Source organism: Arthrobacter sp. efr-133-TYG-120, assembly GCF_030209785.1.
In the GTDB taxonomy this organism is placed as follows: domain Bacteria; phylum Actinomycetota; class Actinomycetes; order Actinomycetales; family Micrococcaceae; genus Arthrobacter.
The window spans coordinates 183650-210525 of the sequence record NZ_JARVRI010000001.1 but is presented as its reverse complement, the minus strand read 5'-3'; the positions used below and the strand labels follow the sequence as shown (position 1 = coordinate 210525).

Below are 26876 nucleotides of genomic sequence, written 5' to 3'. Positions count from 1 at the left end.
GATCAAAGAATCGGACCAACATGGCTGTAAACATGACAAGCGCGGGTCATTTCATTGGCGTTGACATCGGTGGAACCGGCGTCAAGGGCGGGATCGTCAACCTCGAAAAGGGCGAGATCCTGGGAAACTGCGTCCGTCTAGCCACGCCCCAACCAGCGGATCCGGAGTCTGTCGCAGACGTCGTCCGGCAGCTGGTGGACGAGCTCACCGCAGGCAGCGAAGCGGGACTTGATTCAACCGTTGGCGTAACCTTCCCGGGCATCGTCCAGCACGGCACGTCCCGATCTGCGGCAAATATGGACAGGACCTTCGTCGATTTCGACATCGCCACCCACTTCTCCGAGCGCATTCGGAGGCCGGTCGCCGTCCTGAACGACGCCGACGCCGCCGGACTCGCGGAGGCCCGCTACGGCGCCGGAAGGGGAACACGCGGCACCGTTCTGGTCATTACCCTGGGCACAGGGATCGGCTCAGCCCTGATTTTCGACGGAGACGTATTACCCAATGTAGAGCTCGGTCACATTTCGATCGATGGCCACGACGCTGAAACCAGAGCTTCCGCCGTCGCCCGCGAACGCGACGGATTGGGCTGGAAAGAATACAGCGTTCGCTTGCAACGCTACCTTTCCGAGCTTGAGTTCATGTTCTCGCCCGAGCTCATCATTGTGGGCGGAGGCATCTCTCAAAGAACCGACGAATACCTGCCTCTCCTCACGCTGAGGACTCCGGTCGTGCCGGCGAAGCTCAGGAACGATGCCGGCATCGTGGGCGCCAGCATTCAGGCAGCATCAACCGCGCCTACTTATCGTGCTGTCGGCGCACCATTTCAGTGATCCAGATGGGCGCGAACGGAGAGGTGCAGTTCGGGGGAGTCGGGTAATCCTTGAGCACCTCCAGGCGCTCACCGATGTCGATAGCGCGGGCGCGGTGCCCGGCGTGTTCGATTCCGATCTGGGCCAGGCAGTGGTTCATGGCCCATTGCAGGCGATCCGGGGCGTCTTTCATTTCGGCCTCGATCACATCGAGCAATCCTGCAAGGTCCAGGCCCTCGGGATTCTTTGAAGCGCGTTCAGTAGTCAGCGCCCAGCCGGCGCTCGCAACTACGGGATCCGGATCGGCGAACCAGGCAAGGCGGAGCTCCTCGCAATGCGGGTTCTTCTTCACCACGTAGTTGACGAGCCAGTCGTGCACTTTGGGTACACGTGCAGCACGCAACATGACGTCCAGCTCATCGCGCTCGAACGCCTTCGGACGGCAGATAAGGATCGCGAGCAGTCTGGCTGCCGTGTCTTCGGTCGCCCAGAGCTGGTGCGCGAGTTCCTGCTGCGTCTTCAACCGCTTCGCGAGCGCGCGCAGTTTGCCGAGGTTCACACCGTGATCGTCACCGTGTTTCTCGTTCACCGCGCGTGCTTTCGGGTCCTCGAGCACGGCCAGCTCGGCAACTATCTCGTGCACGGACGTCTCTGCCACCTCAGCCTCCTGTTCATCATTTGTGGCTTGAGCTTACTAGGACGCGCAGCCTCGCCGCGCCGTCACGAGGGCGTGCAGAGGCTGCCGGCCGGTGTCCCCTCTCCGGACTTCCACGTGGTCAGGCGCTTTGGTGCGCGGCGGATTCCGGGAAGGGGTCGTCGAGGGGCACAGGCCAGTCCGGGTCGTAGAGATCGTCGGCTTCCGAGTCCGCGTCGGGCCATGGGTGCGCGGCCGTGAAGGAGTTCCAGTCCGGGAACGGATCCGCGGGCAGTTCCGGTTCCTGAAATGCGGGCGGGTCCAGGTCAGGGAGGGTGTCCGGTTCCTGGCCGGTCGGGAGGTGGTGGGGCCAGCGGGGTGGTTCCCAGTCCTGGTGTTCGCTGGGGTAGTGCCGATGTGAGGGCGAGGTCCAGCCAGGCGGACTGTCTTTGCTGGCGGGGGTGGGGGTCCATGCGGTGGTGTGTTTGAGCCGGTGGTGTTTGGGGCATGGCTGGCCGAGGTTAGAGATGCCGGTGGTGCCTCCGTCGGCCCAGGCCAAGAGGTGGTCTGCCTCGTTGTCCAGGGAGTGGTTGTTGCAGCCAGGGAAGGGGCATTTGCCGTCGCGGAGCCGCAGCCATTGGCGCTGGGCTTTGGTGAGGCGGTAGCTTGTGCGTCCGATTTCCAGCGGGGCGCCGTCGCGGGGGTCGGTCAGGACACGGTGGAAGGAGTCGGCGCCGTCGGTGACAAGGCGGCGGGCCATGGAGGGCGGGATCGGCCCGTACCCGTCAAGCATGGCCGGCTCGTCCGTGGCGCCTAGCAAGGACAGGACCGGGAGGTGATCAAGACCTGCGCCCTCGGGGACGGTACCCGCCCTGCCAGCCCCGGTTCCACTCGTCCGGCGCCCGTGCCGCCGTCGGGCAGTCCGCCGTCGACCGTCGCGGAGCCGGTGTTGGCGAGGAGCCAGGTGGCGGTGACGTCGGCGCGGAGTTGGGCGAGGGTCCGGGCCTCGTGGGGGCTTTGGAGGGCGCGGGCGGCGGCGGTGGTCCGTTCCCAGATCCCGGCCGCGGTGTCGGCGGGAAGGTGGGCGGAGAGCCAGGCCATGCCGTCGCGGTCCGGGAGGTATTCGACCCGCGGCTCGTGTGGTGTGGCGTTCTTCGATGCTGACGGGGTGGTGGCGTTCGCGCCAGGTGCGGGCTTTGGCCCGGAACCGGGACGGGACGAGCTCCCCGGCGGGGCAGCCCCGGGCGGGGTTGGGGGCGTCGGGGTCCAGGAAGTGCGCTTCAAGGGCCGCTGCTGCGGCCGGGCCCAGGCCGTCGGTTTCGTCGACGATGATCCGGGCATGCTGCCAGGAGATCGACCCGGACTCGAGGGCGGCCAGGGTCAGCGGCAGGTCCCTTGGTCAATGCCTGGGATTCGGCCAGGAGGGTGCCGGCGGTTCGTTCGCTGACGGTCAGGACACAGGCGAGCTCGGCGACCAAGGCGAGCTCGTGGGCGGTGGACTCCCGGGGCGAGGACGCCGGCGGCGCCAGGGCCCTGGCCGCCTGGGCGTAGTCCGCGGCGAGCCTCGCTTTCAGCGCGGCGGTCCGGGCCTCCAGCCGGGCCACTTCGGCGAGGCCGTCCAGGCAAGCATCCGCCCGATCCCGGAGCGGATCGGCGGTCTCGGAAGAACCGGCGTCGCGGGTGAAAGCGGCAAGCGCGGCGACGGACGCGGCGATGGCCTGCACGGCCGCGCCGCTGTCCGCACTCCAGGCTGTCCTTCGATCCATGCCCACAGCATCGCAGGAGGCACCGACAATTTAATCTTGGCGCCGTTGGACCGGTGCGCGAGGCAGAATCGGCTAGCTAGGTTCCTGCGCTCGGGAAGGAAGCACTCGCCTGAATCTCCGGAAAAGGAACGTGAGTGCCTCCCGTGGATCACGGGACCCTGCTTTTGCGAAGCGGAGGTAGAGCGACGGGACAATGAACAAATTGAGCAGGGTGGACGTGACGAGTCCGCCCAGAATGACCACAGCCATGGGGTGTTCGATTTCGTGGCCCGGGATATTTCCCATAACCACCAAGGGCACCAGGGCAAGTCCGGTAGCCAAGGTGGTCATGAGGATAGGGGAAAGCCGTTCCGCCGCTCCGCGCAACACGAGGGCGCGGCCGAAGGCTTCGTCCTCGTTCCTTTCCAGATGCTGGCAGTGGCTGATGAGCAGGATCCCGTTGCGGGCTGCGATGCCCATCACCGTGAGGAAACCGACGAGTGAGCCGAGCGAGAGGACCCCGCCGGTCACGTAGGCAGCGAAAACCCCGCCGACCAGGGCGATGGGGAGCGTCAGCAGCGCGAGCAGGGCCAGCCGCCAGCTCCGGAACGACGCTTGCAGGAACAGGAAGATCAGGGCCAGGGCCGCCACGGCGAAGATCGTCAGGCGTTCGGTGGCCGCCTGGCGTTCCGTGTACTCACCGAGGAGTTGGACGCTGTAACCCGGCGGCAGCTTCATGTCTTCGAGGCGTTCCTGGAGCGTGCGGACAACGGTCCCGAGGTCTGCCCCCTGATCGATAAAGGAACCGACCTCAACCCGGCGGGATCCGTTGGTGCGGTCAATGAGGTTGGGTGTCGATTGCACGCTGACGGAGGCGACGTCGGCCAGCCGGACGCGCTGTCCCCCGGGGGTGTCGATCGGCAGGTCCTCGATACTGGTGACGCTGGCGCGGGTCTCCGGGGTGCTCCAGACTTGGACGTCGTAGGCGCGTCCGTCCCGGAAGACGTCGCCTACTTCTTCCCCGGCCACGAGTGTCGCGGCCGCCCGCCTCACGTCGCCGGGTTTCAGCCCGTACTTTTGCGCTGCGGCAAGGTCCACCTTGACCGTGATCTGCGGTACCTCGACTTCCAGGGAAACGTGGGGTTCATTGGTGCCCTGGATATGGTCAAGGATGGACTTGATCTTCTGGGCCTGGTCCCGCAGCACGTTCAGGTCGTCCCCGTAGACCCGGACCAGGATTGGTTCGCTGGAGCCGGTCAGGACCTCTTCGATCCTCTCTTTCAGGTAAGTCTGGACGTCGCGGTGCAGGCCCGGATAGCCGTCGACAACCTCCTGGACAGCTGCCACCGTTTTTTCGTAGTCGGCGTGGCGGTCGATGCTGATCCAGTTTTCCCCGGCGTTGACGCCGACGATTTCGTCGGCGGTGAACGCCTGGCCGATGTGGGTACCGCAGTTCAGGACCCCGGGCACCTTGAGGAGCTCCTCACAGCCCCTTTGTGAGATGCGGTATACCTCCGCTGCCGAAGTGCCGGGCTCTGCGACCCAGTGCATCAGGAAGTCCCGTTCCTTGAAGGTGGGGAACAAGGACTGGCCCAGCAACGGAGCGATCACCAGCCCCGCGAGAGCGACGGCGCCGAAACCGGCGTAGCCGTAGCGGGGCCGGTTCATGGTCCGGGACAAAATGGCGTGATATCCGCGCTTGAGCACCCGGACCAGTGGAGGATCGCGCTGCTCCAGTTTCGCGTTGCCGAGCAGGATCAGGGCCAGGGCCGGTGTCACCGTCAGCGCGACCAGCATCGAGGCGAGGACGGCCAAGGTATAGGAGACAGCCAGCGGCCGGAAAAAGACACCGGTCAGTCCGTCGAGGAAGAAAATGGGAACGGCCGCGACGACGATGATCAGGGTCGCGTAGACAATGGGACTTCGCATTTCCAGAGAGGCCCTGAGCACCACCGAGGCCGTTGGTTCGCCGCTGCCCAGGGCCCTATGTTGTCTGAGCCGGCGCATGATGTTTTCGACGTCGATGATCGCGTCGTCGACGACCACACCCACGGCGATGACAAGCCCCGCCAAGACCATGGTGTTGATGGAGCTCGCCGTGAAGTACAGCACGAGCGCCGCCGTCAGGAGGGAGAGCGGAATGGCCACAAGGCTGATCAGGGCGGTGCGCCACTGGAAGAGGAAGGCGCCGAGGATCATCACAACCAGGAGGCAGCCCAGGAGCAGCGCGAGGCTGAGGTTGGAAATCGCCTCCTCGATGAAGCTCGCCGGACGGAAGATGGTGGTGTCAAAGGTGATTCCACTCAACCCTGGCTGGAGCTGGCGGAGGGCGTCCTCAACTCCCTTGGTCACATCGAGGGTGTTGCCCCAGGGGAGCTTTTCGACGATGAGCATGAGCCCGTGCCCGTTGTTGATGACAGCGTCGCCGATGAGCGGCTGATGGTCTTCAACGACCTTGGCCACGTCGCCCAGGTGCAGCGCGACGCCGTCCTTTTCCCTGATGGTGACCTGTGCCAGGTCCGCTGGGCTCGAAACGGCCTGGACATGCTGGACGCCCATTCTTTGATTCGGACTGTCGATGAAGCCTCCCGTGCCGATGAACCGGCCGGGGGAGTACTTCAGGAGGCCGGCGTCCACGGCTCCCGCGGTGACTTCCATGACCTCGTTGAGCGAAACATTTTCAGCCTTGAGCCGGTCCGGCTGCACCTGGACCTGCAGCATCTGGAGCCTTTCACCCCAGATGGCGACGTTGGCCACTCCGGGTACCCGGAGCAACCGGGCGCGGATCGTCCAGTAGGAGAGCATGGACATCTCGATCAGGGACCGGCTGGAGGAGGTCATGCCAATCTTCATCACGCGGCTCGTCGACGACAGCGGCTGAAGCATGACCGGCGGAGCCGCCCACGTCGGCAGGGCGGATGTCACTGCCGCCATCCGTTCCGAGACCACCTGGCGGGCGTTCAGCAAATCGGTACCCTGCTTGAAGATGAGCACGATCGAGGACAGCTGCGGGACGGACTTGGAGCGCAGCTCATCAAGGCCGGGCATGCCGCTCAGGGAAGCCTCGATCGGTACGCTGACCAGTTCTTCCACTTCCTGCGCGGTCAGGCCGAGGCAGGCCGTCTGGATTTCCACGCGCGGGGGCGCGAATTCCGGAAAGACATCGATGGACGCCGAGCTCAATTGCACTGAGCCCAACAGCATCACCGCGCAGGCCAGTGCAACAACCACTGTCCTGAATTTGAGGCTGATGCCTATGATCCAACGCATCTCAGTGGGCCGTATCGAATTCCTCGCCGAACAATTCCTCGGCCCCTAACGTGACCACCACCGTGCCGATCGGCGGACCCTCCTTCAGCAATGCGGCTTCGCCGGCGATTCGCTCGATACTTACCGACTGGCGGACATACACGCGGAGCTCCGGATTCGTGTAGACCCAGGTCCGGCCCTGGCTGTCGTACAGGATCGCCCCGTAGGGGACGGTCAGCTTCCCCTGCGGACCCGACGACGCCGTCCCGGTCTTTAGCCCCAGACGTTCGACGGCGCGTTCCGTCAGGGTGACGCGGTGCAGGTCCGTCCCCGGGACTTCCTCCACGGTGGCAGGGGAGTCAGCGGCAGGCACGGCTTCGGCTTGCGGCTGGGAGCAGGCCGGCAGTGAAAGCGTCAGCAAAGCGGCGACCACCAGGGCGATCAGGACTTTCGTGCTGCGGCCCTGCCGCGAAGCTAACTTCTTCATGGTGCGTCCTCGCTCTGTGCCCGGAGCAGCGGATCGTTCCGGGGTGCGGTCCTGGGCGCCGGTTCCGGTCCGAATCCAAGCAACAGCGCGGGCAAGACAAATAGCAGGAAAAGGGTCGTGGTCAGCAGCCCGCCCCAAATGATGATGACGAGCGGTTGGATGATTTCCGTTCCGACCACGCCACCCATGAGCACGAGCGGCAGCAGGCCAAGAGCCGTTATCAGGGCCGACATCAGCACGGGCATCAACCGGTCCAGCGCGCTTCGGATCACGAGCGCGGGGCCAAAGGCAGGACTGTCCTCGGACCCCAAGCTTCGGGCGTGCCGAATGAACAGGATGGATCCACGTGCGGCAATGCCCAGGAGGGCCGAGAATGCAGGAAGCGAGACCAAGGAGTTGATTCCGCCCGTCATCTGCGCAGCGAGCACTCCGCCCGAGAGCGCGGCAATCAAGCCCAGGAAGACCGTCGCACCCAGCCGCCAGCTTCCCAGCGCCGTCTGGAGAAGCACCAGGATTCCGGCCCCGGCGACCGCCGCCAGCAGCCACAGCCACCGGGCGCTGTTCTGCTGTTCTGCGTACTGGGTGAGGATTTCCGCATGGTATGAGAGCGGGAACTGCAGTTGCTGGAGGCCCTTCTCGATGTCCTGCTGAACGTCGTTGAGGGCGCGCCCTTGAATATCAGCCTTCACATCGATCCGGCGCGATGTGTCATCGTGCAGGATGACCGCCTCGTTCCCGACCATGTTGACCTGTGCAACGTCGCCGAGGCGTACGTGACCTCCGCCGGGGGTATCGATCAGCAGCTCGCGGACGCTGGTAAGGCTGTTCCTGGTGGACGGAGTTCCTTTGACGATCACCGAGAAGACTTTTTGTTGCTGGTATATGTTGCCGACTTCGATTCCCTGCAGCAGCGCTGCGGCGGCGCGCCTGACATCGCCGGGTATGACGCCCGCTTTCTGGGCCGCGGTCAGGTCAACCTGGACCTCGACGATCGGTTGTTGGGTGGGCGCGTCGACATGGGGATTGGCGACGCCGTCGGTCCGGGCCAGGATTTGCCGCACCTCCTCTGCCTTCTGACGGAGGGTGGCCATATCCAGGCCGTAAACCCGGACGGTGAACCCGGGGTCGGCGGCCTGTTGGATCTGCTCGATCCTCTGTTGCGGGTACGTGGATACTTTGCTGGTCAGCCCCGGGTACCCGTTCACCACGTGCTGGACGGCCGCCGCGGTGTCGCGGTAGGACGCCTCCGCGGAAACTGTCACCCAAAGCTCCCCGGCGCTGATGTCGCCCACCTGGTCCGAGGTGATGGCGCGCCCGATGTGTCCCCCCACATTGACCACGCCCGGGAGTGTCCGGAGCTCTTGGGCGGCCGCATCAGTGATCCGCGTCATTTCCTGGTCTGAGGTGCCAGCGATCGCACTCCACTGCACCACGAGGGTCTTGTCCGGCAGGACAGGCACTGTCGGACGGCCGCTGGCTAACTGGGGGGCGAGGGCAAGTCCGGCGAGGGCGAAGGCTGCGGCGCCCGCGAGTACCCACCGGCCCTTTCCCGCTGTCCCGGACAACGCACGGCCGTACCCGGTGTGGACCCGGCTCAGGGTGCGTTCTTCGCGTGCGGTGGTCCGGCCGACGGGCAGGACGAAGACCAGCGCCGCGGTTACCGTTAGAGCCACGATCATCGCGACAGCCAAGGTGAGCAGGTAGGAAAGGAGCAGCGGGCCGAAGAGCGCTCCGTCCTCGCCCGGCACGAAGAACACGGGGAGCACAGACAACGCCATGATGAGCAGGGAATAGAGAATCGGCGTTCGCACTGCGCGCAGGGACGCCGTCACCAAGGTGTCACTCAATTGCGCGGTCCCGACGCCGGACGCGCCGGACGCGGCGCCGGACCCGACGTCGGACGCGACGCGTGCCCTGCCAGTTCGGACTGCGCCATAGAGGTCCTCGGCGACGTCTCCGACGATGACGGCCAAGGCCAGGACCATGCCGGCGAGGACCATGGTGTTCATTCCGGTGCCTCGTAGGTACAGGACCAAAGCCGCCGCCGTCAGGGAGACCGGAATCGTGATCAGGCTGATGACGGCGGTGCGCCAGGAGCGGAAGAACGCGCCAAACATGGTGGCTGTCAACACGAGCGAGACAAGCAGTGCGACACCAAGCGTGCCTACCTCTTCTTCGACGAACGCTGCCTGCCGGTAGACGGTGGTGTCGATCGTGACACCGGACAAGCCTGGCTGGAGGGCGTGGAGAGCATCATCGATGCCCCGGGTCACATCCCTTGTGTTCGTCTCCGGGAACTTTTCGATGACCAGGAGCAGTTCGGCATCCTTGCCGGAGAGTGCATCCCCGATCAGCGGCTGGTGATCGGTCACGACGTGTGAAACATCGCCCAACACCAGCTTTCCGGCCGGCCCTTCCAGACTGACTTGGCCCAGATCCTCGGGCGTGGTGATTGGCAGGACGTGCTGCACTCCAAGCCGCTGGTGGCCCGTCTCCAGGAAGCCGCCGGTGCCGGGTGTGGACGCCTCAAGGTAACTCAAGGGGGATACCCAGACGGCATTGCCGGTAGTCGTAATGACCTCGTCCAGCGTCACGCCCTTGGCCTCAAGTTCCCCAGGATCGACCAGGACCTGCAGCTGCTGGTCGCGGAGGCCCCAAATTGCCACGTTCGCGACGCCGGGCACCGCCAGGAGTCCGGGCTTCAAGGTCCAGCGGGCCAGAACAGACATGTCTATGGCCGACATCTCTTTGGAGGTCAGCCGGATCATCATGACCCGGCTCGTCGATGAGAGGGGCTGCATCAGGACGGGTGCGGCAGACACATTCGGCAAGGCGCGTGCTTGGGTCAAACGCTCAGACACAAGCTGGCGGGCCCGGAAAAGGTCGGTCCCCGGCTTGAACACCATCTGGATTGATGACAGGCCGGGGACGGATTTGGAATGAATGGCTTCCACCCACGCCACACCGTTCAACAGGTCTGCCTCCATGGGGGAGGTGATCAGTTGTTCAACCTCTGCGGCGGAGAGCCCCAGGGCCTCAGTCTGGATTTCGACCTGTGGAGGGGCGAACTCCGGGAAGGCATCCACTGCCATGCCCGGCAGGCTCGTGAAGCCGAAACCCAGGATCCCCACCGCCACGGCCAGGACCAGAAACCGGAACTGGAGTACCCACCGGAGGACCGTGCCCATCATGGCCGGTCACCCGGCTCCTTGGGTGTGAAGGTGGAGAAGCCGTAGCGGGGAGGAGACACCCCAGAATCGATGTCCGGTGAGTGCCCGCTGAAAATGTTAGATCCCCGGTACCTGTCCACCACGCCGCTCCTTGGAACAGTGCCAAAGCGCCCCCAGACGTGTACGTCAATCATGAGCCCCGGCCGAACCTTGGGTCAACGCTCAATGCAAGGATTCTCAGGATAATGACAGGGAATTTTTCGTCCATTCACAAGTGATAGTGGTATACGCCAGAACTAGCCGCTGGAGCCCGGTGTCGCAACCTCGGCGCGGGGGGTCGTTCCGTAAACACTCGCACTGACCTGGTAGGCGTGCCCGTCCAATTCCAACGCCTGCCGATTGATCTCAGTCAGGGCGGAGTCCGCGAGCGCCTCCGCTTTGATGAGGTCCAACGACTCCTGGTCCGCGCCGCCAACCGCTGTCACTTTCACCAGCCCCGTGCCCGCTGAATAGAGTTTTTGCTGGTGGCCAACGGACGGTTCCAGCGGATTGTACTCATCAACGGTCAACACATCGTCGTAGCACGCGGCCGGTACGCATACCCGCTCATGCTGCTTGAAGACAGTTCCACAATCCAGGAAGCCCACATCGGGTGCGTGGGCTTGGACGTACCCCGGGGTACCGGTCACCGGCTGATCCTGCATGGCGATCCCTGCCTGGGCCTTGGAAATGCCGTGAATGAAAGTGCGGGGCGCGCCGGTGAAAGTGCCGTTCTCGTACTCTTCCGGGTACTCCCCGAAGAGCCAGACAGCTCCCTTTTCCGTCTGGGCAAAGAAGGCCAGCTCGGATTCCACGAGCTGCCCGTCGTAGTAGTCACGGTCCCACATCACGAGGGTCTTCACGCCGTCAATCACTTTTGTCAGTCCGGTCACTGAGTGGACCACCGTGCGCTCGGTGGTGCCGTCGGCACTCTTCACCATGCCCTTGGTCGTGTACTGCATGCCGGGCTTCAGTGGAAACCACTTGTTGTCAATCCTCGGCGCCGGCTGGAAGGCCGAGCGGTCGTAGTGGATGGCGGACCCGGCCCCGCAGAACTCTGCGGCGTCCGTGGTCGCCGTCGGGGTAGCAGTCGGCGGGGCAGATCCCGACGTCGGCCCTGTCAGGGGCCCGTTCGACGTGGCCGGGGAAGGCGTACCGCTTGGCCCGGAACACGACGCCACCGCGGACATTGCCAGAAACAGCACGAGTGCAGAACCCAACGCTGTGAGTCGTTTGCTTGGCTGGAACATCTCGGTGTCCTTTCACAACAGGCTGATGAAAGGAGGGCCGGGACAGCGGGAGAGGTTTTCATGCCGCACCGCCCACGGTCCAACATTTCTCAATTGTGCTCCGGCCGGCACGGAAAAAGAACAGACGGCGCACAAACCCGATGTGGCGAAGGGCGTTCCCTTGGGCACCAGGGGGGCCGGCGGCGTCTGGGGTAGAGCGCCCCGAGCCCCGGGCTCCAGGGGCACTCCCGCCGTCGGCCCCGTCCAGCGCCGGTCCCGGAGGGCCGGCTGGTCTGTTTCAAGCCGCGGATGTGTTCCTGTATTAATTCAACATCTTTCCCGGCCCGTAGGCACGAGTGCCGCCTACTCGTTTTCCAGGCACGGGCCGCCGAACACGCGGAGAATCCTACGTAAGCACCCCGTGATCAAAGGCCCGATGAAGGGACCGCACGGGGAACCCAGCGATTGAGGGCTTCTTCCAGGCCGGCCAGATCGACTGGTTTGCTGAGGTAATCATCCATGCCGGCTGCGAGGCAGCGCTCGCGGTCTTCGTCCTGGGCTCCTGCGGTCATGGCGATGATGGGCAGGCGGACAGAGCCGTTCTCCTGCACCCGGATGCTCCTGGTGGCCTCGAAGCCGTCCATGACGGGCATGTGGCAATCCATGAGCACAGCCGCATAGGAGCGGGCGGCGATGGCGGAGACGGCCTCGGCGCCATCGGCAGCGACCTCGGCTTCGTAGCCCAGCTTGGCAACCATTTCGCAGGCGACGAGCTGGTTCACCGCGTTGTCCTCCACCACAAGGATCCTACCTTTGGAGGGCCTGTCCGGCCTCGGTGGCCGTGCAAGTGCGGACGCCGGTCCGGTCGCCGCATTGCCCGCTGCCAGTCGCACCAGGCGGTCGTAGAGTTCCGAACCGCGTACGGGTTTCGTGAGCCATTCGCTGATTCCCGCGCCGGCCATATCGGGCTTGGATACCTGGGACGCGGAGGTCAGCATCATAAGGCGGATGCCCCGCAAGCCTGGGTCCTTCGAGAGCTCGTGGGCAAGCTCGAGGCCGTCCATGTCCGGCATGCACATGTCGAGCACGACAATGTCGAAGGGTTTCCCTGCGGCGGCTGCCTTCCGTGACCGGTCGAGCGCCGTACGCGCGTCGGCAACCGGGTCCGGTCGCAGCCCCCATGTGTTCAATTGCGATTCCAACACCAACCTGTTGGTGGCATTATCGTCGACCACCAAAACGCGCAGACCCGCCAGTGGGCCAGGGACAGTGCGGGCGGGAACCCGCCCGGGTTCCTTGGCGAGCGGCAATCGGAGGGAGAACCAGAACGTGCTTCCCTCACCAGGGGTACTGGTCAAGCCGATGTCCCCGCCCATCACTTCCGTCAGGCGCCGGCAGATGGCCAACCCCAGCCCGGTTCCACCGTACCGACGCGTGGTGGATGCATCTGCTTGGGAGAACGAATCGAACAAGCGCAAGTGATCCGCGGCGTCGATACCAATGCCGGTATCGCTGATTTCGAATCGAACAAGCGCTGTTCTTGCGTCTTTGTCTGCGATGGTTACCCGGATGGCAACTTCACCGGACGCGGTGAATTTTACGGCGTTCGAAGCCAGGTTCAACAGGATCTGCCGGATCCGGCCGGCATCACCGGCCAATTGCGCGGGAACATCGGGGTGGCAGTACGCGATGAGTTCCAAGCCTTTGCCCTGGGCTGCTTCGGCCAGGAGCGACGCCACTTCCTCCATCACGTCCTGCGGATCGAAGGGCGTGATGTCCAGGTCGATCTTCCCCGCTTCCAACTTCGAGAAGTCCAGGATGTCGTTAATCAGGGTCAATAGAGCTCCGGCAGCGGTCTGGACCCCTTCGGCGTACTTGCGTTGCGTTTCATCCAGCGGCGTGTCCAACAACAGCGTTGTCAAGCCGATGACCCCGTTCATGGGGGTGCGGATCTCATGGCTCATCGTCGCGAGGAACTCGGACTTCAACCTGCTCGATTCCAGGGCCGCCTCCCTGGCTGCCAACAGGTCCGCTTCGGCGGCACGCCGAGCGGTAATGTCCTGCCCGATGCTCGCAATTCCGGTGACTCCGTGGTCGCCGCGGATCGGGGAGACCGTGAGGGACACAGGCACGATGGACCCGTCCTTGCGCATCCGGTCCGTCTCGAAGCTACGGGCCTGGCCACCATTCTGGACGGCGGTGAGCACCTCGTCCTCGGCTTGGAGGTAGTCCGGAATGAGGAGCTGTACGTTCTGCCCGGTCGCTTCAGCGGCAGTGTATCCGTACAGTTTCTCCGCCCCAGGGTTCCAGCTGGTGATGACGCCCGCGGGGGTCATGCCGATGATCGCGTCGGCCGAAGACTCAACAATTGCGGCCAGGCCCTCCACTTGGGCGAGTGCCTCCCGCGCCTGGTCCTGTGCGCGCTGACGGGAAGTGACGTCGCGGAAACTCCAGACCCGTCCCACGATCTCATCCCCGACCTGTTGGGGCCGGGAATACCGTTCAAACGTCCGCCCGTCACGGAATTCCAACATGTCCAGGCTCTCCGCCCCCGGATCGGCGTACAGTTCCTGGACCTTGCCTATGAACCCGTCGGGATCCGTGAGCTGGTCGAGGACGAAAGCCAACAGCCGGCCGTCGTCGTGCGACTCCAGGAGATCCGCGGGGATGCCCCACAACTCGGCAAAGCGCTCGTTCGCCCCCGCGATAGTCCCGTCCGCCGCGACAACCAGGATGCCATCGGCCGTGGACTCAAGGGTAGCGCTGAGAAGGGAGAGGGCATCGCGGAGTTCGGCATCAACGCGGACGCGGTCACTTACTTCGCGGATAGAGGCAACGAGCTGCATGGCCGGTCCGACGCCGAGGGGAGCAAAGCTGACCTCAATGGGAAACTCGGCGCCGTCGCGGTGGCGGCCGAACAGTTTCAGGTCAGTCCCGGCCCGGCGTATTCCCGGATCACGGGCAAAGAGGTCCCGGATGGCGCCGCCTTGGCCCTCGAACCGCGCCGGAAGCAGCACCTCATAATGCTTGCCCAGCAGTTCGTTACGCGAATAACCGAAGAGCTGCTCTGAATAGGCATTGCCGAACGTGACCTGACCGTCTGCGTCGATCACCAGCAAGGCGTCCGGTACGGCCTCGACCAGGCCGCCAAAAAAGCCGAACTGATCCAGCGGCCGTATTTCGTTTGTCATTTCGGCCCCCAGAGCTGAATGGATGACAAGCCTACAACCACCGCTGCCGTTTCGGGAAGGGAACCCGGTCCAGGTCGTTCGCGGCGATGACGGAGGCCCCGCCGGACCGCGCCCGGGCTTGCTCCGCGAGCAGTCGGACGTCGGGATAGCGCGACGAGAAATGGGTCAGGATGAGCATGCCCGCTTCGGCGGTGGCAGCCAATGCCCCCGCCTGCCCGGCGGTGAGGTGGCGGTACTGCGCGGCGAGGTCGCCGTCGTCGTCGCTGAAAGTGGACTCAGCCACAAGAAGGTCCACGCCGTTGGCGAGTTCCCCAGCGCCGTCACACGGCGCCGTATCCATCACGAAGGCGAAGCTCTGTGCTGGCCTCGGCACGCTCACGTCTTCCAAGCGCACACCGCCCAGGCTCCCGTCCCGCTGCAGGAGGCTGATATCGGATCCGGTAATCCCGGCCGCCGCAAGCCGCTCCGGCAGAAGGCTGCGGCCTTCGGGCTCCACAACCCTATAGCCGTAGGTCTCGATCCGGTGGAGCAGCGGGCGCACCTCGACCCCGTCGGCGACGGGACCGGGACCACCGTGCGGATGAAGCCGAAGGTCGACGCCGGGCGACGCGACAGCGACGAGGGCGCGGATCATGTCCTCGCCGGACTCGGGATAGTGCAGGTGGATCGGATGCTCCACCCGGTCCAGGGCCATGCGCGAAAGCACGCCCGGCAGCCCGAAACAATGGTCGCCGTGGACATGGGTAACACAGATCCGCGTGATCTGGCTGGCCGAGACGCCGGCTTGGATCATCTGCCTCTGGGTACCTTCGCCAGGATCGAAGAGCAGGCCCTCGCCATCCCAAAGGAGCACGTATCCGTTGTGGTTGCGGGTCCTGGTCGGGACCTGGGAGGCGGTGCCGAGAACCACGAATTCACGCATGGAACCGAGTGTCTCATTACTTGGCGGCTACGCCCATCATCCAGGGCTTACTTGGCGGCTACGCCCATCATCCAGGGCGCCCTTGCCCGGTAACGGTCTTGGGAGGAGGATATGCGGCAGACTCAGGAGGCCTTCCATGATCCAGCTCGGGAAATTTGAAAAGTACCTGGTCGAGGAATTCTTCGACGACTACCGCTCGGGAGACATGTCGCAGCGAGCCTTCATTCGCCGGCTCGCATTTATCACCGGGAGCATGGCTGCCGCCTCCTCGACGATGCTGCAGCTCGGATGCACTCCGGATGAGGTTCCGCTAAGCACCGATCCCATGCCAAGCCCCGAGGCCTCGGCCGCCCGGCCCGCAACGACGGCGGCTTCCGGGCCAGTACCGGGGGCGAAGAGCCCGCTTTCCGTACCTGAGGGCGCGTTCGGCCTCGTGACGGCCACCGTCCGGTTCCCCTCCGGCGGAACCGGGATCAGCGCCTACCTTGCGAGGACCGACGGGGCCGGTGCGGGACCCGCGGTCCTTGTCTGCCACGAGAACCGCGGACTGACCCCGCACATCCAGGACGTGGCCCGCCGTTTCGCCAAGGCCGGGTACGTTGCTTTGGCGCCGGATCTCCTGAGCCGGGAGGGAGGCACACCGGGCATGGATCCCGACGCCGTGCCCGGGGCGCTGACACGGGCGGGAGCTGAGCGCCATGTTTCCGACTTTTCCGCGGCCTTCGATTACCTCCGATCACTGGAATTCGTGGACGGCGAGCGGATCGCCATGAACGGCTATTGTTTTGGCGGCGGCATCACCTGGCAATCCGCCACCGAGATACCCAGGTTGAAAGCCACAGCGGCCTTCTACGGACCGGCGCCCGACCTGGATAAAGTCCCATCCATCAAACCTGCCGTCTTGGGCGTCTATGCCGAACTCGACCAGCGCATCACCGGCGCAATGCCGGCACTTCGGGATGCGCTCGCAGCCACCGACGTCCGCCACCAGCTCACCGTCTATCCCGGCGTCGACCATGCCTTCCACAACGACACCAGCGAGCGGTACAACGAAACGCAGGCGACAGCCGCCTGGCGGGACATGTTGGCCTGGTTCGGCGAGTACGTCTGAACGGACAGTATTGCGAAAGAATGTTCGCATGAGTGACGCCGGCGAGTTCATCGATGAGGCCTTGCGCCGTGAAGGCTCGTGGATCCGTGCAGAGCAGGCCCAGGCCCGGCTGGGAAACGGGCTCCAGCATTACGGGTCCTCGATCGGTGCTATCCGTGGGACAGTCCGCGATGCCCTCCGCCGCCACCCGGGACTCGAGCATGACGAGGTCACTGCCTTGAGTTCGGAATTGTGGGAGGTTCCCGTTTTCGAACGCCGGCTCGCGGCAATCGTCCTTCTGCAGTCCAAGGTCCATCTGCTGACGAATACCGATCTGACGCGCCTTGAGGGTTTTGTCCGCGAGGGAAGGCTGCGTGAACTCGTAGATCCGCTCGCGGTGGACGTGATCGGACCTTTGATCGCCGGACTGGAAGGGCAAGCCAAGGCGCGGGCTGGAAGCGTGATGGATCGATGGGTGCGGGAGCATGACGAGTGGCTATGCCGCGCTGCCCTGATGTCGCCCCTGCGGGCGCTCCGTGGCGGTGGAGGCGACTGGGAAGCGTTTGTGAGCCACGCCACCGTGGCGCTGGACGCCGCTCGGGAAATGGGCGCCGAGGCGGAGGTGGTCAGGGAAGCGGTCTCCACCGTTCTCAACGACGTTGCCAAGCGACGGCCTGAGCTGCAGTTCCCCTCGCCAGTCGCTTGAACCGCCAGTCCCTTGAACCGCCAGTAGCTTGAGCTTGTTGCCCCAGCGCCGGGGCCACTGTTCACGGATTGGGTTCAGCTTCCACGGCAGGCGCGCGTCCCTTGGACGCGGCGTTCGCCCGTTCATCGGCCAGTTCGGCCTCGAGGAGTTCAATGCTTGGAAGGCTCGAGGCGAGTTCCTCCGGCAGCGATTCGATGATTTTGCTCTGCCATTCCGAGACACCGATGGGCAGGTTGATTCCCCGCAAGGCGTACTCGGCCACCACGTTGTTCTTCTCCTTGCAGAGCAGGAGGCCGATGGTTGGCTTGTCATCGGGATGCGCCAGGAGATCGTCCACGGCCGACATGTACATGCCTAGCTGGCCGACAAACCCGGGCTCGAACTTCACCGCCTTAAGCTCGATCACTACATAGCAGCGGAGCTTCAAGTGATAGAAGAGGAGATCGGCGAAGAACTCATCGCCGTTGATTTCCAGCCGGACCTGCTCGCCGACAAAGGCGAAGCCTTGGCCCAGTTCCAGGAGGAACTTCTCCACATGTTGGACGAGTTGAAGCTCCAGTTCCCGCTCGTTGCGGCGGTCTGTCATGGCGACGAAGTCGAACACATACGGGTCCCTGGTGGCTTGTTGGGCAAGGTCCGAGTCCGCCGGCATCATGGTGGTGCTGAAGTTGGTTATTGCTTGCCCGGAGCGCTCATGGAGGCGCGTTTCGATCTGATGGGCAAGGACGTTGCGCGACCATCCGTGTTCGACGGCGGCAGCCGCGTACCAGAGGCGGGTCGCGGCGTCGTCGAGCTTCTCAAGCAGCGCGATCTGGTGGTACCAGGGCAATGTTGCAAGCGGCACTTGCAACATTGGGAACTCCGGCCAAGCCTGGGCGAAAGTCTTCATGTAGCGGAGGTTCCTTGGCGAGAATCCCTTGGATCCAGGAAACCGGGTTTGTATGTCTGCCGACAGGCGGGTGACGACTTTCGAGCCCCAGCCTTGCTCCGATTCCCGCTGCGCCAATTGCCTGCCGATGGACCAATAGGAAGCAAGCAGCGCCTTGTTCGCCGCGGAAATGGCCCGTGAACGTCCCGTGCCGACTTCCTTGGAGACACTGGCAAGCAGCTCGGGGTACCAGTCCGGCATGGAGGTGCGCGCCGGGGGAGCAGCGAACGACGCCGCGGCTTCCGCCGCCGTCGTGGTCTGTTCCGGTTTCAGTTCTTGGCTTCGCACTGGCTGTCCTCTTCTTAGGCGGTTGGGCTTCTTAGGCGGTTGGGCGACTTGGGCGCATGGCGACCGGTTCGGCGACCATTTCGTCGAACGTACGGGAGAGGGCTGACAATTTAGGAGCTGGGACGTGCCACCGCTCAGCCGGCTGGGTGGACCGCCGGCACCCTGTTCCCACGACGGCCCAACACTCGTAATCTGAATGCTGGGAGGTGGTTCCTGTGGAAGCAGCCCAGGGAGATCGGATCATCATTCATGGCAGGACGGTCGGGGCGTCCGACCGGCACGGCGAGATCATCGAAGTCCGCGGTGCAAATGGTGCGCCGCCGTATTTCGTCCGTTTTGACGATGGCCACGAGACCATCCTGTATCCGGGTGGTGATTTCACGATCGATCGCACAGGCGGGAGCTCGTAGCCGCCCGGCCGGCCGTGTTTCCTCGTGAGCTAAGGTAAGACTTAGCTGTGAAGGAGACCGGGGAGGGCGCGCGTGGACCAGATCCTCGACCTGCCCTTTGAAGTGGCGCTTGCGGCGCTCTTCGCCGTCGTGATGGTCCGGGTCAACGCGACATACTGGATCGGCCGCGGCGCAGCGGCCGGAATGGAACGCACGCGGTTCGCACGCGCCTTGCATCGCCCCAAAGCAAGCAAAGCGCAGGCCCTGATTCAGCGCTTTGGTCCCTACGCGGTCGTGCTGACCTTCCTGACTATCGGACTCCAAACCGCCGTGAACCTGGCCGCGGGGGCTGCGAGAATGCCACTCAGCCGGTATCTCCCTGCGGCAATTGTAGGCTCCGGTATCTGGGCCCTCGTCTACGCGACCATCGGCCTCGCGGCGATGGATGCCTGGCTCGCCGTCATGGCGGCCTCCCCTTTTGCCGCCGCGCTCCTGTTCCTCATCCTTGCCGGATTGGCGGTCTGCCTGGTCATGCGACGTCGGCGTCGGACGGCTGTGGCGCCAGAAGATACAGTGGTCTGAGTTCCATTACCGGACCGGCGAAAGGGCAGGCGTTGAGTATTGAGCTTCCGGACCTTGCGGAAGGCGACTTCTACTACGAATCGCTCGGGAATGGGCGCTTCCGCTCAACCATCCACGCCCAGGGGGCGTGGAATCCGCACGAGCAGCACATGGCGCCTGCATCGGGCATCCTGGCTGATGCCCTGCTCCGCCACGAGCCGCGCGACGACGTCCGGATGGCCCGCCTCAGCTACGAAATCCTCGGATTGATCCCCGGCGGCGAATTCGACATCACCACGGCCACGGTCCGCCCCGGCAGGACGATTGAATTGATCCAGGCGGAACTCTCGGCGGCAGGACGCGTGGCTATCCGTGCCACCGCCTGGCGCATGGCGACCAGCGACACGAGTGCCGTCGCCGCCATAGAAGACGTTGAAATGCCGGCCCCGGACGAATGCAAGCCGTGGGACGGCGCGAGCGTATGGCCGGGTGGCTACATCCGGTCCCTCGAAATGCGGATAGCGGAAGGACACCGGGCAGGCTCCGGCAAAGTCTGGATCCGCACGGAGCATCCGCTCACCGATGCTGCGGACAGCCGCGATCTCGCGCGGCTGGTCGGACTCGTGGACACAGCCAACGGTATTGCCGCGCGCGTTTCACCCGGAAAGAACAGCTACATATTCCCCAACCTTGACCTGCAGATCCACATGTACCGCGAACCTGCGGGCGAATGGCTGGGCCTGGACAATATGGTCTCCTTCGGAAACGACGGCATCGGCCTCACATCCACCGTGCTTCACGACATCAGTGGCCCTTTCGGCCGCGCGGAGCAGATCCTCACGCTGAGGAAGAGCTGATGGTTGAGGACCTCGCCCGGACACAGCGCACGCTGACGGTAGTGCGCCAGGAAGAATCCCTCGGAGTCGCCGATGACCTGGACTTCGGGATCGAACTCCTCAACCGTGCCCGCAGAGGGCTGCTCGGCCCGACGCTCCGAATGTACAGGCCCCGGCCTACGGTGGCGTTCGGGCAACGCGATGCCAAGCTGCCGGGATTCCAGGCCGCGTCCGAGGCCTGCCGGAACCTGGGTTTCGAACCCCTGATCCGCAAGGCGGGCGGGCGTGCCGCGGCCTACCACCGGGGCACCCTGGTGATCGATCATGTGGAGCCTCACGCCGACGCGATTGCCGGGGCGAAGGCCCGATTCTCCTTCTTTGGCGAGCTACTCGCTGGTGCGCTCCGCCGCGTCGGGGTGCAGGCCGCCGTCGGGGAGATCCCCGGGGAGTACTGCCCGGGCGAGTTCAGCGTCCACGGCCTGGACCCCGATTTTCCAACGCACCAGATCAAGCTGGTCGGGACCGCCCAGAGGGTTGTCTCCGGGGGGTGGCTGTTCAGTTCGGTGATCGTCGTCGAGAACTCGGCGCCCATCCGCGAAGTCCTCACTGCCAGCTATGGCGCCCTCGGACTCGAGTGGGACCCAGCCACTGCCGGGGCGGCCAACGACCTCTTGCCGCAGCTGGACGTACCCACGGTGGAGGGAGCCGTCGTCGCGGCTTACGCGGAATATGCCGAACTCGTCGACGGCGATTTCCAGAGCCTGCTCCCCGTGACGAGCACCAGCACGGCGTTGTAGACGAATACTGCCAGGACTACGCTTGAGGCCACAAGCAAGTGGACCGAGGTAGAACAATGGACAAGAAGCCATCGGTTGTTCACGATTCCGATGCGGACCTCACCGTTGGACCGCCGAAGCGATCGGCCGCGGGTTTGCCCAGCCTGGTGGACTCCTTGCCGCGTGCGGTGAGCCAGATGGGGCCGTCCCGCACTTGGAAGTCCTTGCTGGCCATGAACCAGAAGGACGGCTTCGACTGCATGAGTTGCGCCTGGCCGGATCCTCCCGAGCGGAAGCTGGCCGAGTTCTGTGAGAACGGTGCGAAGGCCGTCGGGTGGGAGGCTGATCCGCTCAAGGTTCCGTCCGGTTTCTGGGACGAGAACGACGTCGAATCCCTCGCCCAGCGCTCGGAATACTGGCTGGGACAGCAGGGCAGGCTCGTTGAACCCGTCTACAAACCCGCGGGTTCCAGCCACTACCGTTCCATCAGTTGGGACAATGCGTTCCGGATTGTGGCCCGTGAGCTGAACGCCCTGGAATCGCCTGACGAAGCGACCTTTTACACGAGCGGGCGGACGAGCAACGAAGCCGCGTTTGTCTACCAGCTCTTCGTCCGGGCGTTCGGAACCAACAACCTGCCCGATTGCTCGAACATGTGCCACGAGTCCACGGGGCTTGCCCTCGGTGAGACGCTCGGCGTCGGAAAGTCCGCCGTCAGCTACACGGACTTCGCCAAGGCGGATTTGATCATCATCATGGGCCAAAACCCGGGGACCTGCCACCCCCGGATGCTCACCGCGTTGGAGGAGGCAAAACTCGCTGGTGCCAGCATTGTGGCGGTGAACCCGCTCCCCGAAGCCGGACTCATCAACTTCAAGAACCCGCAACGTCCCCGTGGGCTGGTGGGCAAAGGAACGGACTTGGCGGACCAGTTCCTGCAGATCCGCCTCGCAGGAGACATGGCGTTGCTTCAGGCAGTCTCCAAGCGGGTTCTGGACGCGGAGAAGGCAGCGCCGGGGGCGGTACTCGATCATGCGTTCATCGAGGAGCACTGCCAAGGACTCGAAGAGTTCCAAGCCCACATCGACGAGCTGGACGAGAAGGACGTCCTTGCCGCGACGGGCCTAAGGACCGAGGAAATCGACGAGCTCGCATCCCGCTACCTGCGTGCGGAGAAAGTCATCATCACCTGGGCGATGGGCCTGACCCAGCACAAGAAGGCCGTGTCCACCATCAAGGAGATCGTCAACCTGCTGTTGCTCCGTGGAAACATCGGCAAACCCGGCGCCGGGCCGTCGCCGATCCGTGGGCACAGCAACGTCCAGGGCGACCGCACCATGGGCATTTGGGAGAAGATGCCCGAACCATTCCTCGACGCCCTGCAGAGGGAGTTCGGCTTCGACCCGCCGCGGCACCCCGGCGTCGATTCCGTGGACAGCATCCGCGGCATGCGGGACGGCAGGATCAAGGTGCTCGTAGCGCTCGGTGGAAACCTCGTGCACGCAATGTCTGACACCACTGCTGCCGAGGCGGCCGTCCGCAAGACCCGATTGTCAGTCCAGATCTCCACGAAGCTCAACCGTTCCCACGCCGTGGTGGGGGAGCAAGCGATGATCCTGCCGACCATCGGCCGTACGGAAATAGACCGCCAGGCCGGCGGAGAGCAGTTCGTCACCGTCGAGGACACCGTCTGCGCGGTTCACCGCTCGGCGGGAAGGCTGGGGCCGATTTCGGACAAAGTCTTGTCCGAAGTGGCGATCGTATGCCGCATGGCCGCCACGGTACTCGGCGACAAAGTCCCTGTGGACTGGCGAAGTTTCGAAGCGAACTACGACTCAGTGCGCGAACACATCTCCCACGTGGTGCCTGGCTTCGAGGACTTCAATAAGAGAGCCCGGAGCCGTGACGGTTTCGTCCTGCCCCACGGCCCCCGGGACGAGCGGAAGTTTCCCACCGCCACCGGGAAAGCGATGTTCACTGTCAACGACCTTGAGACCATCCATGTCCCGGAGGGGCGCCTGCTGCTCCAGACGGTGCGCTCCCACGATCAGTTCAACACGACCACCTACAGCATGAACGACCGCTACCGCGGCGTGAAGAAGGGCCGCATGGTGCTCTTTGCGCACAGCGACGACCTGGCTGACCTGGGCCTTGCCGACGGCGGCTATGTGGACGTCCACAGCGAAGCCGACGACGGCGTGGACAGGGTCCTGCGCCAGCTGCGGTTGATCGCGTACCCCACGGCCCGCGGTTGCGTGACTGCCTATTACCCGGAGGCAAACGTCCTTGTACCGCTGGATTCGACCGCCGAGGGCAGCAACACTCCTGCGTCCAAGTCCGTGGTGGTGCGCCTGGAACCAGCCGCACCACCGGGATAACTCAGCCCGGATAACCCAGCTCTGGAGGTTCAGGCGGCGAGGCGCGCTTCGACCTCGGCTGCGGACGGGTTGGTGGCCGCGGTTCCGTCCGGGAAGAGGACAGTGGGGACGGTCTGGTTCCCGCCGTTCAGCTTCTCCACGAGTTCGGCAGTGCCCTCGACCTCTTCGATGTTGATCTCGTTGTAGCCGATGCCCTTGGCGTCCAGCTGCTTCTTCAGGCGGTTGCAATAACCGCACCAAGTGGTCGAGAACATAGTGATGGTGCCGGATTCGGGGGTGAAGTCCACGGATTCTCCTGCCGTCGTTGTTTTGAACTACTCGCATCAACGGTAACCCGGCAGGCACTATTCCTTCGCGCGCATGTGTCACATGACACGCAAGGGCGAATCGGTCATGGATTTGGGCGCGCGGTCCTAGAGCGACTCTTCGACGGTGACGCCGGACTGGAACTCACGGCCGTCGGCTTCACTGAAGGCTGTCATCACATGTCCCTTGCCAAGGCCGTTGATCGCCGAGAGGGGGAAATGGCCGGTAATAGTGTTCCCCGAGTGCTCAACACCCTTCAGGTCGTAGTTCTCTTCGGCGCTTTGGTCGTGGTTAAAGGAGAAGAAGGCGATCGCCTCCCCGTTCATGAACTCGATACCCAGTCTTCGCTGAGAGGAATAGTCCGGAGTCGCCGCGACCAGGCCTACGACATAGGCGCCGGAACCAGGGATGTTGCCCTCGATCTCGAACTTCGCCACGAGCGTGGCTTCCGTGGCGGTTACGCTGGCCTGCTTCAGAAGTGCCTCATGGATGCTCATGGCTCAATCCTGCTCTGTGCGACCTCCGCCGTCCACCCCTGATTCGGGTTTTGTCAGAGCCCCGCCGCCGGCCGGATCCTCTCGGGCCCGCGGCCAAAATCCGTCTTGACCAGCCGGAAGACCTGCCGATACAGGTACCGGCAGGGCCTCCCTCACGGCCGGGAAGGCTTCTAGGGTTGAGGGCGTGGATAACCCGAATGGAAGCGTGAAGCGATTGCTCGTCCCGTCTGCGGCGCTGTTGTGGGGGTTCCAGTTCGCGTTTCTCAACCCCGCGCTGGCACTCCTGCTGGTGGCGCTCTTCAATGCCACCCCGGCCGAGGTGGGGTGGGTCCTCGCGGTCTACAATGCCAGCGGCTTCGTCGCTTCCCTTCTTGTGCCGGCGTATGCCGACCGTGCAAACGACTACTTGCGCCCCATGCTGGCCTGTGGCGTCCTGACCCTGGCGCTGTCCACCCTCCTGGCCGTGAGCACTTCGCTGCCGCTCGCCGTCGTGGGCTTGATAGTCCTTGGCGGCCCGGCAGGGGTCGGAAGCTCGCTCTTGTTCGCCCACCTCAGGCACTCAGGCGCCGGAATGAGCGACGTGATGAACACCCGCGCGATTGTCTCTTTCGCCTGGGTCGCGGGACCGCCCCTCGCGACATTCATCATGGGCGCGCTGGGCAATCGGGCCATCCTGCTCGCGCTTGGTGTGGTGGCCGTCCTCAACGTCACCACGACTGCTGCCATGATTTCCCGACGGCGCGCTGCCTCCGACGAGAATCGTCCCAAGGCCCATGCCGAAGAGGATGGGCACCCGTTCTCGAAATTCGGGGTCGCCGCCGTCGTCTTCGCCTTTGTCGCCTTGCAGGCCACAAACAGCGCCGCTGTGTCCATCATGAGCCTGTTCGTGACCCAAGGGCTCGGTGTGGATGTCATCTGGGCGGGCATCGCGCTTGGCGTGTCGGCCGCGCTTGAGATACCTGCGCTCTTCCTGATCGGGCGGCTGGCGCGCCGCTACTCCAGCCGGGCGCTCATCGCCTCCGGATGCGTGGCCGGGATCGCCTACTACGCGGGCATGGCCTTTGTCTCCAACCCTGCCACCCTGATTGCGCTCCAGGTCCTGAATGCCTGGTTCTTCGGGATTGTGGCGGGCGTGGGGTTGACGTTGTTCCAGCGGCTGATTCCCCGTCCCGGCCTGGCTTCCGGGCTCTACACCAACACGCGGCGCGTCGGCGCTATCGTCTCGGGCCCCATCATCGCTTTGGGATCGACGACGGCGCTCGGCTACCAGGGCATCTTCGCGGCTTGCGCCGCACTCACGGTCTTGGCGCTGGTAGTCATTGTGCTGGCCGGGCGGACGTCGCGGCGAATGCCGCCGAAGGAGCGTCCTGCTGCCCCTGCGCCAACCCATGACGCTATCGCTTGAGCCTTACGACGCGCAGGAGGATGCCTGCCGCGAACATGAGGACGCCCAGGGCCGCCGATAGCGGCGGGAGCGTGCTCACGAGGACCACACAGGCCAGGGCTCCGAACACCTGGAGCGCTTTGGGGTATCGGCGGTCCTCGGCCGGCTGGGTAAACGCCGCAATATTGGCGACCAGGTAGTAGATGAGGACGCCGAACGAGGAGAAACCGATCGCGCCGCGCAAGTCGGCGAACGCGACGATCACGCAGATCACGACGGCGAGAGTGACCTCGGCCCGGTGCGGGACACGGTACCGGGGGTGGACGGCGGCGAGCCAGTGCGGCAGGTCGTGGTGCCTGGCCATTGCCAGGGTGGTCCGGCCCAAGCCCGCGATGAGGGCCAACAGTGCACCGAGGGAGGCGACGGCGGCTCCCGCACGGACCGCCGGGACGGCCCAGGCTAAGGTCCCGGCTCCGACCGCGGCAGCGAGCGGCGTCGGGGTGGCAGCCACACCGTCCGGGCCGAGCGCGGCAAGGAGAGTCACGGCGGTGATGGCGTAAATGACGACGGCGATGCCCAAGGCGATCCCGATGGCACGCGGAATCGCCCGGCGGGGGTCCCGGACTTCCTCTCCCATCGTGGCGATCCTCGCGTAGCCGGCGAAGGCGAAGAACAGCAACCCTGCGGATTGGAGGATCCCGTACCAGCCGTGCGCAAGCAGTCCGTCCCCGGGGATGTTGGCCGGAGACGGGGCAGAGCCGCCCCAACACGCTGCCACCCCGACGGCGAGGGCCGCCAGCACTGCGAGAACCAGAATGCGGGTCAGGCCAGCCGTGCGGGTCACCCCGTGATAGTTCACCGCGGCGAGGACGACGACGGCGGCGATGGCCACGGGACGTTCCCACCCGGGAGGGGCCGCGTAGGCGGCGAATGTCATGGCCATGGCCGCCGCGCTGGCGGTCTTGCCGATGACGAATCCCCAACCGGCCAGGTATCCGGCCCAGGGTCCCAGCCGTTCACGGCCGTAAATGTAGCTTCCGCCCGACGTCGGGTACGCGGCGGCGAGCTGGGCGGAGGACGTCGCGTTGCAGAATGCCACAGCCGACGCGATGACGAGCCCGATCAGCAACCCTGATCCTGCGGCGGAAGCGGCAGGAGTGAAGGCGGCGAACACGCCGGCGCCGATCATCGAGCCCAGTCCGATCACGACCGCGTCGAAGGTACCCAGCCGACGGGCCAGGCCCTGGGGGTTGCTCATG

Annotated in this window: 20 protein-coding genes and 1 pseudogene; 9 read left to right on the top strand and 12 right to left on the bottom strand. The window is 64.7% G+C overall.

The annotated features are described in order from the left end of the window. Positions 1–20 precede the first annotated feature (20 nt). Positions 21–833 (top strand): polyphosphate--glucose phosphotransferase, encoded by an 813-nt coding sequence (gene ppgK / locus QRN51_RS00985; protein ID WP_284988275.1) that lies wholly within the window; start codon positions 21–23, stop codon positions 831–833. Here the strand turns inward: ppgK and QRN51_RS00980 are convergent. The 8 genes and pseudogenes from QRN51_RS00980 to QRN51_RS00945 form a co-directional block, all read right to left on the bottom strand. Further along, complete coding sequence (locus QRN51_RS00980; RefSeq protein ID WP_284988274.1) at positions 799–1470, bottom strand: DNA alkylation repair protein; 672 nt, start codon at positions 1468–1470, stop codon at positions 799–801. The genes ppgK and QRN51_RS00980 overlap by 35 nt on opposite strands. A gap of 118 nt (positions 1471–1588) precedes the next feature. Next, positions 1589–3212: pseudogene (locus QRN51_RS00975) on the bottom strand (HNH endonuclease signature motif containing protein). A gap of 72 nt (positions 3213–3284) precedes the next feature. After that, positions 3285–6461 carry an efflux RND transporter permease subunit gene (locus tag QRN51_RS00970; RefSeq protein ID WP_284988273.1) on the bottom strand — a complete coding sequence of 1059 codons (3177 nt, stop codon included), beginning with the start codon at positions 6459–6461 and terminating at the stop codon, positions 3285–3287. A gap of 1 nt (position 6462) precedes the next feature. After that, a complete protein-coding gene (locus QRN51_RS00965) occupies positions 6463–6927 on the bottom strand; it encodes a hypothetical protein (RefSeq protein WP_284988272.1) in 465 nt (154 codons plus the stop codon). Beyond that, positions 6924–10118, bottom strand: coding sequence for an efflux RND transporter permease subunit (locus tag QRN51_RS00960; protein WP_284988271.1), 3195 nt, complete (start codon positions 10116–10118; stop codon positions 6924–6926). Before QRN51_RS00960 ends, QRN51_RS00965 begins: the two co-directional genes overlap by 4 nt. A 275-nt stretch (positions 10119–10393) precedes the next feature. Then, positions 10394–11386, bottom strand: coding sequence for a hypothetical protein (locus tag QRN51_RS00955; protein ID WP_284988270.1), 993 nt, complete (start codon positions 11384–11386; stop codon positions 10394–10396). A gap of 404 nt (positions 11387–11790) precedes the next feature. Then, a complete protein-coding gene (locus QRN51_RS00950; protein WP_284988269.1) occupies positions 11791–14556 on the bottom strand; it encodes a PAS domain S-box protein in 2766 nt (921 codons plus the stop codon). Positions 14557–14587: 31 nt separating this feature from the next. Continuing rightward, complete coding sequence (locus QRN51_RS00945; protein ID WP_284988268.1) at positions 14588–15478, bottom strand: ribonuclease Z; 891 nt, start codon at positions 15476–15478, stop codon at positions 14588–14590. A 136-nt stretch (positions 15479–15614) separates the two neighbouring features. On the opposite strand from QRN51_RS00945, the gene QRN51_RS00940 reads away from it, so the two are divergent. Both QRN51_RS00940 and QRN51_RS00935 read left to right on the top strand, forming a co-directional pair. Further along, a complete protein-coding gene (locus QRN51_RS00940) occupies positions 15615–16589 on the top strand; it encodes a dienelactone hydrolase family protein (RefSeq protein WP_284988267.1) in 975 nt (324 codons plus the stop codon). Between the two features lie 28 nt (positions 16590–16617). Further along, on the top strand, positions 16618–17274 hold the full coding sequence (locus tag QRN51_RS00935; protein WP_284988266.1) for a DNA alkylation repair protein: 657 nt from the start codon (positions 16618–16620) through the stop codon (positions 17272–17274). 61 nt (positions 17275–17335) lie between these two features. Here QRN51_RS00935 and QRN51_RS00930 read toward each other — a convergent pair whose 3' ends face one another. After that, positions 17336–18490, bottom strand: coding sequence for a PDDEXK nuclease domain-containing protein (locus tag QRN51_RS00930; protein ID WP_284988265.1), 1155 nt, complete (start codon positions 18488–18490; stop codon positions 17336–17338). 215 nt (positions 18491–18705) lie between these two features. Here QRN51_RS00930 and QRN51_RS00925 point away from each other — a divergent pair, with 215 nt between their 5' ends. The 5 genes from QRN51_RS00925 (at position 18706) to QRN51_RS00905 (ending at position 23430) form a co-directional block, all read left to right on the top strand. After that, complete coding sequence (locus QRN51_RS00925; RefSeq protein ID WP_059389323.1) at positions 18706–18900, top strand: DUF1918 domain-containing protein; 195 nt, start codon at positions 18706–18708, stop codon at positions 18898–18900. 72 nt (positions 18901–18972) lie between these two features. Then, complete coding sequence (locus QRN51_RS00920; protein ID WP_059389322.1) at positions 18973–19461, top strand: DedA family protein; 489 nt, start codon at positions 18973–18975, stop codon at positions 19459–19461. A gap of 32 nt (positions 19462–19493) precedes the next feature. Further along, positions 19494–20297 carry a thioesterase family protein gene (locus QRN51_RS00915; protein WP_059389321.1) on the top strand — a complete coding sequence of 268 codons (804 nt, stop codon included), beginning with the start codon at positions 19494–19496 and terminating at the stop codon, positions 20295–20297. After that, positions 20297–21073 (top strand): lipoate--protein ligase family protein, encoded by a 777-nt coding sequence (locus tag QRN51_RS00910; protein ID WP_284988264.1) that lies wholly within the window; start codon positions 20297–20299, stop codon positions 21071–21073. The genes QRN51_RS00915 and QRN51_RS00910 overlap by 1 nt, the downstream gene beginning before the upstream one ends. A 56-nt stretch (positions 21074–21129) precedes the next feature. Beyond that, on the top strand, positions 21130–23430 hold the full coding sequence (locus QRN51_RS00905; RefSeq protein WP_284988263.1) for an FdhF/YdeP family oxidoreductase: 2301 nt from the start codon (positions 21130–21132) through the stop codon (positions 23428–23430). A 29-nt stretch (positions 23431–23459) separates the two neighbouring features. On the opposite strand, the gene QRN51_RS00900 is transcribed toward QRN51_RS00905, so the two are convergent. Then, positions 23460–23717, bottom strand: a complete 258-nt coding sequence (locus QRN51_RS00900) for a mycoredoxin (protein WP_059389319.1) — start codon at positions 23715–23717, stop codon at positions 23460–23462. A gap of 126 nt (positions 23718–23843) precedes the next feature. After that, positions 23844–24233 carry a hypothetical protein gene (locus QRN51_RS00895; protein WP_059389318.1) on the bottom strand — a complete coding sequence of 130 codons (390 nt, stop codon included), beginning with the start codon at positions 24231–24233 and terminating at the stop codon, positions 23844–23846. A 205-nt stretch (positions 24234–24438) separates the two neighbouring features. Here QRN51_RS00895 and QRN51_RS00890 point away from each other — a divergent pair, with 205 nt between their 5' ends. Beyond that, on the top strand, positions 24439–25638 hold the full coding sequence (locus QRN51_RS00890; RefSeq protein WP_284988262.1) for an MFS transporter: 1200 nt from the start codon (positions 24439–24441) through the stop codon (positions 25636–25638). Here QRN51_RS00890 and QRN51_RS00885 read toward each other — a convergent pair. After that, positions 25628–26875 (bottom strand): APC family permease, encoded by a 1248-nt coding sequence (locus QRN51_RS00885; RefSeq protein ID WP_284988261.1) that lies wholly within the window; start codon positions 26873–26875, stop codon positions 25628–25630. The two genes, QRN51_RS00890 and QRN51_RS00885, sit on opposite strands and share 11 nt — an antisense overlap. Between the last annotated feature and the right edge of the window lies 1 nt (position 26876).

Bases quoted from the DNA above. Each gene is read 5' to 3' on its own strand.
- ppgK (WP_284988275.1), top strand. From the start codon at position 21: ATGGCTGTAAACATGACAAGCGCGGGTCATTTCATTGGCGTTGACATC.
- QRN51_RS00970 (WP_284988273.1), bottom strand. From the start codon at position 6,461: ATGCGTTGGATCATAGGCATCAGCCTCAAATTCAGGACAGTGGTTGTT.
- QRN51_RS00965 (WP_284988272.1), bottom strand. From the start codon at position 6,927: ATGAAGAAGTTAGCTTCGCGGCAGGGCCGCAGCACGAAAGTCCTGATC.
- QRN51_RS00960 (WP_284988271.1), bottom strand. From the start codon at position 10,118: ATGATGGGCACGGTCCTCCGGTGGGTACTCCAGTTCCGGTTTCTGGTC.
- QRN51_RS00955 (WP_284988270.1), bottom strand. From the start codon at position 11,386: ATGTTCCAGCCAAGCAAACGACTCACAGCGTTGGGTTCTGCACTCGTG.
- QRN51_RS00950 (WP_284988269.1), bottom strand. From the start codon at position 14,556: ATGACAAACGAAATACGGCCGCTGGATCAGTTCGGCTTTTTTGGCGGC.
- QRN51_RS00945 (WP_284988268.1), bottom strand. From the start codon at position 15,478: ATGCGTGAATTCGTGGTTCTCGGCACCGCCTCCCAGGTCCCGACCAGG.
- QRN51_RS00940 (WP_284988267.1), top strand. From the start codon at position 15,615: ATGATCCAGCTCGGGAAATTTGAAAAGTACCTGGTCGAGGAATTCTTC.
- QRN51_RS00935 (WP_284988266.1), top strand. From the start codon at position 16,618: ATGAGTGACGCCGGCGAGTTCATCGATGAGGCCTTGCGCCGTGAAGGC.
- QRN51_RS00910 (WP_284988264.1), top strand. From the start codon at position 20,297: ATGGTTGAGGACCTCGCCCGGACACAGCGCACGCTGACGGTAGTGCGC.
- QRN51_RS00905 (WP_284988263.1), top strand. From the start codon at position 21,130: ATGGACAAGAAGCCATCGGTTGTTCACGATTCCGATGCGGACCTCACC.
- QRN51_RS00895 (WP_059389318.1), bottom strand. From the start codon at position 24,233: ATGAGCATCCATGAGGCACTTCTGAAGCAGGCCAGCGTAACCGCCACG.
- QRN51_RS00885 (WP_284988261.1), bottom strand. From the start codon at position 26,875: ATGAGCAACCCCCAGGGCCTGGCCCGTCGGCTGGGTACCTTCGACGCG.